This window comes from Acinetobacter sp. 1130196 (genome assembly GCF_000588095.1).
Lineage (GTDB): Bacteria > Pseudomonadota > Gammaproteobacteria > Pseudomonadales > Moraxellaceae > Acinetobacter > Acinetobacter nosocomialis.
Genome location: NZ_JFWX01000001.1, coordinates 255,675 through 265,700, shown reverse-complemented (window position 1 = coordinate 265,700; position 10,026 = coordinate 255,675). Strand labels below are relative to the sequence as shown.

The following is a 10,026-nucleotide window of genomic DNA, read 5'->3' as shown; positions in this document are numbered from 1 at the left end:
AACTTTCGCTGTCGGATCGTTCACTGTACCGGTTAATGCAGGTGTACTGTCATTGGTTAATGCTGTTGTCACTGCAACTGTTGGGGCAACTGCATCTACTACACCTGTGCCAGGTAATGACGGGTTGCCCGCTGGGTCAGTCGCTGTCGCTGTTACTGTTTGACCATCAGTCAGGTCACCTGGGTTTGGTACTGTCCACTTACCATCCGGGCCTGCAACTACAGTCGCTGTTGTACCATCCGGGAAGCTTACGGTAACTGTTGAACCAGGTTCTGCTGTACCTGTTACAGGATTAGTTGCATTGATTGGATCAAGTACCGGTGCACTTGGTGCTGTCGTATCGACAGTTACCACAGCATTGCCTGTACCCACATTACCTGCCGGGTCAGTCGCTGTCACAGTCACAGTATGCGGACCGTCTGTCAACACTGGAAGTGTATTGTCTGCAAGGGTCCAGGTGCCATCACCATTGTTCACCGCTGGATAATCCACACCATCTACAGTCACCACAACTTTCGCTGTCGGATCGTTCACTGTACCGGTTAATGCAGGTGTACTGTCATTGGTTAATGCTGTTGTCACTGCAACTGTTGGGGCAACTGCATCTACTACACCTGTGCCAGGTACTGACGGGTTACCCGCTGGGTCAGTCGCTGTCGCTGTTACTGTTTGACCATCAGTCAGGTCACCTGGGTTTGGTACTGTCCACTTACCATCCGGGCCTGCAACTACAGTCGCTGTTGTACCATCCGGGAAGCTACGGTAACTGTTGAACCAGGTTCTGCTGTACCTGTTACAGGATTAGTTGCATTGATTGGATCAAGTACCGGTGCACTTGGTGCTGTCGTATCGACAGTTACCACAGCATTAGTTGTACCCACATTACCTGCTGGGTCGGTTGCTGTCACAGTCACCGTATGCGGACCGTCAGTCAACACTGGAAGTGTATTGTCTGCAAGGGTCCAGGTGCCATCACCATTGTTCACCGCTGGATAATCCACACCATCTACAGTCACCACAACTTTCGCTGTCGGATCGTTCACTGTACCGGTTAATGCAGGTGTACTGTCATTGGTTAATGCTGTTGTTACTGCAACTGTTGGGGCAACTGCATCTACTACACCTGTGCCAGGTACTGACGGGTTGCCCGCTGGGTCAGTTGCAACAACTGTAACTTTGTCTCCATCTTTAAGATCACCTGGGTTTGGTACTGTCCACTTACCATCCGGACCTGCAACTACAGTCGCTGTCGTACCATCCGGGAAAGTGACCTTAACTGTTGAACCAGCTTCTGCTGTACCTGTTACAGGATTAGTTGCATTGATTGGATCAATTACCGGTGCACTTGGCGCAGTGGTATCTACTGTATAAGTTTTTGATTCAGTTATATTGCTACTATTACCCGCTGCATCAGTAAACGTAACTTTTGCATCAATGGTTTTATCGCTATCTGCAATTAATCCACTGCCTGGTACAACTACGCTCCATGTTCCTGCTACTTTATCTACAGTTGCAGTATAAGTTACACCATTCACAACTACAGTAACGACAGTATTTGCAGCATCTGCTGGAATATTTTTTAAGCTGCCTGTAACAGTAACGTTACCAGCAGCTTCAGTTGAATTAATAACATTATCTGAAGTTATAGGATCAACAGAGAAAGTAACCCCATTTGTATTTGGGGGTGTAGTATCTGCAGGAGAAGAGTCATTACTACTACTACCACTATTTGATGCAGCAGCAATGATACCGCCTGCAACTAGAGGTACTGCTGCCCATAACCATGGGTTCACACCTGCATCATGATAAAGTAATGGCTGAATTGAAGAAATTGGTTGATAAATAACATCAGACACTAATGCCTGTGGTGCTTCTGCTGGTAGTGCTGCTGGTAAGTCTTCACCTAAAAGTGCTTGTGGCTCCACATCACTGTCGGCATCTGCATCTGCATCGCTGTCAGCATCTGCATCATTTTCAGCATCTTTAAATTTTGCCCAAATGAGTTGACCATTCTGATCTTGAAATACAAGACTGTTATCAGCTGGTTCAGCAGTACCACTAAAGAAGCCTTCAATAACAATAGTTTCGCCATTTTTTAGGCGAATTACTGCATTAGTACCCTCTCTATTGACTACCAGTACATCACTGGCAGCTACTTTTACCAATACAACTGACGCTTCTGAAAGTTTTGCAGAAGTTCCCTCTGTTGTTACCAAGGTTTTGTGACTGTCCTTGGCAATAATTTGTATCTCAGGCATATCTATATTCCTTTTATATTATTGATTTAAATGATTTTTTGTATAATTCTTTTTACTTAATGTTTTCGAGTTTTTGACCTACAACTTAAAAACATTAAGTAATGTGATCATTTTTACATTAACCACTTTAAAATAAAAAAAATAAATACTAAAGTCCTTAAAGAAAAAAATTTAATTAATACAAATTTTATATAAATAAAATTCTCGTTCTTATTCTTATAAATTACGAAAAATAACTAGCAACTGTTTTATATATAAAACAAATTTAATTTTTTATTACTGAAAATTTATTGAAAACTATTTTAATTTAATTTTTTATATAACAATTTTTAATATCTCAATAAAATAAAATATATTAATAATGATATATATAGAAAAAAATGGCTTCAGATAATATTTTACTATTACACTAAAGCCTAATTTTTTAATACTAATTAAAAAGATTTTTAAGTTAAGTTAAAAATTATCTGGACTCTCGAAACGTTTTACTTCTTGTAACTTATTAGGGTCATGCATAGTTGCAATACCATCTTCTGTTTTTTGATCAACAATAACATCTGGGTTAAAGATAGTAATAGTTTCTCTTCCTAACGCATCTTCTCCTACAATATATTGAAAGCCACGGCGATTCATTTTGTGACATAGCTTTTGGTAAAAGCCTTTAAGTCCTTCGGTTTCTTCATTAGGGTTGTAATAAAATGCGTTCATTACTGCCGGTAGACCAAGACCACACACCACACCAGATAACAGTACACTAATAAAGGTATATCCAATAAGAATACTACTATAAGGACTAAGTGCTGGAATATTTGCAACAGCCAGAATTAAAGCAAGTGAAATCCCGCCTCGTACGCCACCCCAAGATAAAATAGTTAAACTACCATTGTAGCTTTTGGTTTTACGCATTGTTGGGAAGAAAGCAAAAGACATAAAATTTGCTGCAAAGCGAGAAATATGCAAAATAAAGAAAGCAACTATTCCCCCTAAGATCAGGCTAAAATTCAAATCAAGAATAAATAGCTCAAGACCAATTAAAGTGAATAAGAATGAATTGATAATTCCTTCTACTGTATGCCAAAAATGATTAACTTCTCTAATCTCGCGCTCTTCACGGATTTCTTTCCATTTATTACCAACAATTAAACCGCCAATCACACAAGCAATCGGAGCAGAAGCATGAGCAAACAAAGCAACTAAATATGCTCCGCTAGCAAGTAAGGCAGTTGTTAGAATCAGGGACTCCATTTCGTGTTTGCCACGTAATAGACGTAATGTTCCTATACCGAATGCCCATCCAATACCGACAGCAACCACAATTTCATAAAGTAAAGCCTCTAAAGTCGCAACTAACGAAAAATGTTCACCTTGTAAAACGTTCAGCAATGTCATAAATAGTGCAATACACATTGCATCATTAAATAAAGATTCGCCTTCTAATTTGACAATCAAATGATGGGGCGCACGAATCGAACTTAAAACACCTTTAATACCGATCGGGTCAGTTGCCCCCAATGCCGCGCCTAATAATAGAAGAACTAAAATTGGTACATGATGGCCAACCAGTAATTGGAAGCCGTAAAGTAAGCCACCAAACAATACGGCGCAGATAACTAGTGCAATAGTCGCTAGAATACTAATTTGTCGCCAATAACTTCTTAAGTCTGAAATTTTAAATTTCAGTGCAGAAGATGTCAGAATAAAACAAATGACGCCATTAATTAAAAAGTCATAAAAATCGATATGACGTACTGCTTCTTCAATATTGTGAATATTAATGGTAATGAACTGATTACCATTTAAGAGACTAGCTCCCCATTGCAAAATGAAGACAAAGATTGCAGAAACAAGAGGCACGCCAATAGCTTGAGGAAAGCCTAAAATACGCTTATTGAATATAGTCGTTGCAATTGATAAAGCAAATACAACTGTAAGTGCTTGTAATAAGAAAAAATTACCCATGAATACCCTTCTTCTGGGTCAATGACCAAATAAAAAACCTAGACAGCTAAACTGAACAGAATGAGGAAGTAGGCACCTTATAAGGGCCTAAACAGTTAAAAGTTGGAATATAAGTTTAACGAATTACTTTAATCATTCTATCGATCAGTTAAATTTCTTAACATTAATTATGAAGTTGGGGTATTAAAAGATGAGCTTATTTAAAGTGTTTTAATAAACTCATCTTTAACATTAGATAGGATTATTAAAAGTATCACATTGGTTGATATCACCGGACTTTAAGCCCACTTGAAACCAATGCATCCGCTGTTCACTCGTACCATGCGTAAAACTATCAGGTACAACTTGTCCTGTCGCACGTTTTTGCAAATAGTCATCACCAATTTTTTGAGCTGCATCCATTGCTTCTTCAACATCACCAGACTCTAAAAACTGAGTACGTTGTTGATTATGATTTGCCCATATACCTGCTAAACAGTCAGCTTGTAACTCTTGTCGTACAGATAATTGGTTACCCTCTCTTTGGCTGACTTGCGAACGAGCTTGTTGCACTTGAGATGAAATACCAAGCAAGGTTTGAACATGATGGCCTACTTCATGCGCAACAACATAGGCTTGGGCAAAATCCCCTGCCTGATCTTGGCGAGAAAGCTCTGATTTATTTTGCTCACCCGAAATCCCCATTTGCTCGCGCATATCTTTAAAGAATTCGGTATCAATATAAACTTTTTGGTCAGCTGGGCAATAAAAAGGTCCCATAGCAGATTGAGCGGTACCACAACCTGAGCGAGTCACTCCACTAAATAAAACTAACGTTGGCGGTGTATAAGTTTTCCCTAATTGCTTAAATATAGGTGTCCACGTATCTTCTGTATCAGCTAATACAGTTCCAACAAAATCCGATGCTTCTTTTTGCTCAGGTGTTAAACTTTCTGGTGAGGTTGCATTTGATTGTTGTGAAGCAGTAACCTGCTGCGTTGCCTGATAAGCCATTTGTGGATCAACGCCAAAAAATTTCCATGCGACAAATGCCACAACCAAACCAATAATACTAATACCACCTGCTTTAACACCGCCCCCACCTCGACGGTCCTCAACATTGGTACTGACTCTACGATCTCTCCAGCGCATAACGTCCCTCTTCTTATTAAATGGCCTGATTAGTCAGAAGCTTTTGGCCACATTTTCTGTATTAAACTCACCACTAGCAACACAACCGCCCCAGCAATCATACCAATCGCAAAGTTCATTAATGTCGGTGTTAAAGCTCCAATAATATTGCCTACTGCGGGTATATTCTCTACATGATCGACGGTACTATCAGTAATATGATGAAGTAAAGGAATTGTATGGTTAATAATCCCTCCACCTACTAAAAACATTGCAATAGTTCCAACAATAGAAAGTAGCTTCATTAAAAGAGGAGCAAAAGCAAGTAAACCACGTCCTAGAGTTTGTTTAAAAGAAGCAGCCTGTTTTGTTAAATATAATCCTAAATCATCAATCTTAACAATCACACCAACCAAGCCATAAACACCTAGTGTCATCACAACAGCAATAATGCTAAGTACACTTATTTTTGTTATTAAAGCCGCCGTAGCAACCGTTCCTAAAGAAATAACAACAATTTCAGCAGATAAAATAAAGTCAGTTCGAATAGCTCCTTTTACTTTCTCTTTTTCAAAAGTAGCCAGATCCAGCTCTTCATTGTTAAATTCTTTTTCTGCTTCCTCAGAGGTTGAAGCTTTTCTATGCATAATTGTATGAAGAACTTTTTCAACGCCTTCATAACATAGAAATAAACCACCTAGCATCAATAAAGGGTTAATCAGCCACGGTGCGATAACACTAATTAATAAAGCTAAAGGTACTAAAATAAGCTTATTAACTAAAGAACCTTTGGCAACCTTCCATACAATAGGCAATTCACGATCTGCACGTACACCTGTTACCTGTTGTGCATTTAAAGCCAAATCATCACCTAAAACACCGGCAGTTTTCTTTGCTGCCATTTTGCTCATTAAAGCGACATCATCTAAAATTGTTGCAATATCATCTAGTAATAAAAGTAAGCCACTTGCCATTTCTTATCCAGGTTTGTATTTATCTAGCTATTGTAAGATGAAATATTCCATTTTCTGTAATTTTACTGAATAAATTCACAATATTATTTTAAGAAAGTTTAACCAATCGCTGACGAAAAAAATTTATTTCCCGTACAATAATGCCAATCTTTTATATTACAGGGCTTACTATCCCTGATTAAGCCAATACGATAGTGGAATAAATAATGAGTAATGTTGATCAGCGTCCAATTATTTTGACAGGCGACCGCCCAACCGGACAACTTCACCTTGGGCATTTTGTCGGTTCTTTGCGTTCACGTGTAGGTTTACAGGATAGCCACCATCAACACCTCTTATTAGCAGATGCACAAGCATTAACAGATAATGCAGATAACCCAGATAAAGTACGTCGTAACATTTTAGAAGTTGCTCTAGATTATTTAGCTGTTGGTATTGATCCAACTAAAACAACCATTTGTGTTCAGTCATGTTTACCAGCACTGAATGAACTTACAATGTTATATCTTAACTTTGTAACTGTGGCTCGTTTAGAACGTAACCCGACTATTAAATCTGAAATTCAAATGCGCGGTTTTGAACGTGACATTCCTGCGGGCTTCCTTTGCTATCCTGTTGCACAGGCGGCTGATATTACGGCTTTTAAAGCAACTGTAGTACCAGTAGGTGAAGATCAGATTCCAATGATTGAGCAAACGAATGAAATCGTGCGTCGTGTAAACCGTCAAATTGGTCAAGACCTATTACCTGAATGTAAAGCATTGCTTTCTAATATGGCTCCCTTTCCTGGTTTTTTTGGTAAAGCAAAAAAGTCTAAGTCATTAGGTAATACCATTGTTTTAAATGCTTCTGACAAAGACATTAAAAAAGCTGTAAACGCAATGTACACTGACCCAAATCATCTTCGTATTGAAGATCCAGGTCAGGTTGAAGGAAACATCGTATTTACTTACTTAGATGCATTTGATCCAAACAAAGAAGAAGTTGAGGAATTAAAAGCTCATTACCGTCGTGGTGGTCTTGGTGACGGTACTGTTAAAAAACGTCTTGAAGGTGTGTTAAAAGAATTAATTACTCCTATTCGTGAGCGCCGTGAAGAACTTGCTAAAGACCCTGATTACATTATGGATGTTTTACGTCAAGGTACTGATAAATGTCGAATCATTACTCAGCAAACTTTAGATGAAGTTAAAGATGGCTTAGGCTTATTTAAATTCTAATTCTTATATTCAAAATATAATTCAAAAAGCCCTACGGGGCTTTTTTCATAATTACATTTAGATTCAATAATTTAAGTTATTACAATTTCTATATATTTATTATGATTCACATGCTCTTACCCTTTTAACGTGAAGTAACACTAATTAACGTGAACCTTAATGAACAAATATGAACACCTCACTAATATAGTTCAAGTAGGTTGATATGAACCTCACGACATTTCTCCTTAAGCCGAAACTGTTTTTAACAGATTCGTTGTTCTACGCAATGATCACCCCAATCATTGCGTATTTTTTTGTCTCTTTTTAGCGTTATTATTTCTCATTTCATTTTATGCTACTTTTCAATGATGCAAAAAAATACCGCATCATTTTTCAGATGCGGTATTTTTTAAAGATTTAAGGTAGCTATTAAACTAAACCTTTCTCTTTTAATACTTGCAACATAGTTGAACCAAGCTCAGCTGGGCTACGAGTGTAAGCTATACCTGCTTTTTCAAATGCAGCAAATTTCTCTTCAGCAGTACCTTGACCACCAGAAATGATCGCACCAGCGTGACCCATACGCTTACCTTTAGGAGCAGTTACACCAGCGATGTAACCTACTACAGGCTTAGTCACGTTAGATTTGATGAATTCAGCAGCTTCTTCTTCCGCTGTACCACCGATCTCACCGATCATGATGATTGCATCAGTATCTGGATCGTCTTGGAACAATTGAAGCGCTTCGATTTGGTTCATACCTGGGATTGGGTCACCACCAATACCGATACAAGTAGACTGACCTAAACCAAGCTTAGTTGTTTGAGCAACAGCTTCATAAGTCAATGTACCTGAACGTGAGATAATACCAATACGACCTGGTTGGTGGATGTGACCAGGCATAATACCGATCTTACATTCACCCGGAGTGATCACGCCTGGGCAGTTAGGACCAACTAAACGAGTACCATTACCGTTAGTTTCTAAATAACGTTTTGCTTTAAGCATGTCGATTGTTGGAACACCTTCAGTGATCACAACGATTAGGCCAACACCTGAATCAACCGCTTCAACGATTGAGTCTAAAACGAATGGAGCTGGTACATAGATTACAGATGCATCTGCATTTGTTTCACGTACAGCTTCTTTCATTGTGTTGAATACTGGTAAGTCAAGGTGAGTTGTGCCACCTTTACCTGGAGTAACACCACCAACAACTTTTGTACCGTAGTCTAAAGCTTGTGCAGAGTGGAAAGTACCGTTTTTACCAGTAAAACCTTGTACCAATACTTTAGTGTCTTTATTAATTAATACGCTCATGATTGATACTCCCCTTACGCTTTAACTGCAGCTACAACTTTTTCTGCGGCATCAGACAAACCGTTCGCAGAAATTAATTTCAAACCAGATTCATCAAGTAATTTAGCACCTAACTCAGCGTTGTTACCTTCTAAACGAACAACAACTGGAACAGTTACGTTTACTTCTTGAACCGCTGCAATAATTGCTTCAGCAATCATGTCACAACGTACGATACCACCGAAGATGTTAATTAAAACACCTTGTACAGATGTATCAGCAAGGATGATTTTGAACGCTTCAATTACGCGCTCTTTAGTTGCACCGCCACCAACGTCAAGGAAGTTTGCAGGCTGACCACCATAAAGTTTAATGATGTCCATAGTTGCCATTGCAAGACCAGCACCGTTAACCATACAACCGATGTTACCTTCTAAAGCAACATAGTTAAGATCAAATTCAGATGCTTTTAATTCACGCTCATTCTCTTGAGATTTGTCACGTAAAGCAGCAACTTTAGGTAAACGGTAAAGCGCGTTAGAGTCGATACCTACTTTCGCATCTACACATAAAATTTCGCCGTTTTCACGAACAGAAAGCGGGTTAATTTCAAATAAAGCAAAATCGTTTTCAACAAATGCTTGGTAAGCAGCTGTCATGATTTTTACGAATTGACCGATTTGTTTGTCTTTCAAACCTAAAGCAAACGCAACTTCACGTGCTTGGAATGGTTGCAAGCCAACTAATGGATCAACTTCAACTTTGATAATTTTTTCTGGAGTTTCTTCAGCAACTTTCTCGATTTCTACACCACCTTCTGTAGAAGCCATGAAAGTAATACGACGGCTAGAACGGTCTACAACCGCGCCCAAGTAAAGCTCACGCTCAACTGGATATACGTCTTCAGCAACAATGATGCTGTTTACTGGTTGACCATTTGCATCTGTTTGATACGTTACAAGACGAGTACCAATGATATTGTTTGCAAACTCGATAACATCTTCTTTAGATTTTGCAACTTTAACGCCACCAGCCTTACCACGACCACCAGCATGAACTTGCGCCTTCATTACAGCGAATTTACCACCAAGCTGTTCAAATGCAGCAACTGCTTCGTCTGCATTGGTTGCCAAGATACCTTCTTGTACCGGCATACCATATTCTTTCAATAACGCTTTAGCTTGATACTCATGTAAGTTCATTTAGTTACCTACTTAACTTTGT

6 protein-coding genes and 1 pseudogene are annotated in these 10,026 nt (G+C 38.9%); 1 reads left to right on the top strand and 6 read right to left on the bottom strand.

Translation table 11 applies throughout. The annotated features are described in order from the left end of the window. The 4 genes and pseudogenes from J671_RS24835 to J671_RS06685 all read right to left on the bottom strand — a co-directional run. A pseudogene (locus J671_RS24835) lies at positions 1–2,258 on the bottom strand (Ig-like domain-containing protein); the annotation flags it as partial. A 456-nt stretch (positions 2,259–2,714) separates the two neighbouring features. Beyond that, complete coding sequence (locus tag J671_RS06695; protein WP_002051161.1) at positions 2,715–4,217, bottom strand: cation:proton antiporter; 1,503 nt, start codon at positions 4,215–4,217, stop codon at positions 2,715–2,717. A gap of 231 nt (positions 4,218–4,448) precedes the next feature. After that, positions 4,449–5,348, bottom strand: a complete 900-nt coding sequence (locus tag J671_RS06690) for a neutral zinc metallopeptidase (protein ID WP_002051488.1) — start codon at positions 5,346–5,348, stop codon at positions 4,449–4,451. Between the two features lie 29 nt (positions 5,349–5,377). After that, positions 5,378–6,301: a DUF808 domain-containing protein gene (locus tag J671_RS06685; RefSeq protein WP_004885495.1), complete on the bottom strand. Its 924-nt coding sequence runs from the start codon at positions 6,299–6,301 to the stop codon at positions 5,378–5,380. A 206-nt stretch (positions 6,302–6,507) separates the two neighbouring features. On the opposite strand from J671_RS06685, the gene trpS reads away from it, so the two are divergent. Beyond that, positions 6,508–7,521: a tryptophan--tRNA ligase gene (gene trpS / locus J671_RS06680; RefSeq protein ID WP_031964259.1), complete on the top strand. Its 1,014-nt coding sequence runs from the start codon at positions 6,508–6,510 to the stop codon at positions 7,519–7,521. A 411-nt stretch (positions 7,522–7,932) separates the two neighbouring features. Here the strand turns inward: trpS and sucD are convergent, their stop codons facing one another. Together sucD and sucC are read right to left on the bottom strand one after the other, a co-directional pair. Then, the gene (gene sucD / locus J671_RS06675; protein ID WP_031981735.1) at positions 7,933–8,823 is read right to left on the bottom strand and encodes a succinate--CoA ligase subunit alpha; all 891 of its coding nucleotides are present in this window, start codon (positions 8,821–8,823) and stop codon (positions 7,933–7,935) included. Positions 8,824–8,837: 14 nt separating this feature from the next. Next, on the bottom strand, positions 8,838–10,004 hold the full coding sequence (gene sucC, locus J671_RS06670) for an ADP-forming succinate--CoA ligase subunit beta (protein WP_001048573.1): 1,167 nt from the start codon (positions 10,002–10,004) through the stop codon (positions 8,838–8,840). Between the last annotated feature and the right edge of the window lie 22 nt (positions 10,005–10,026).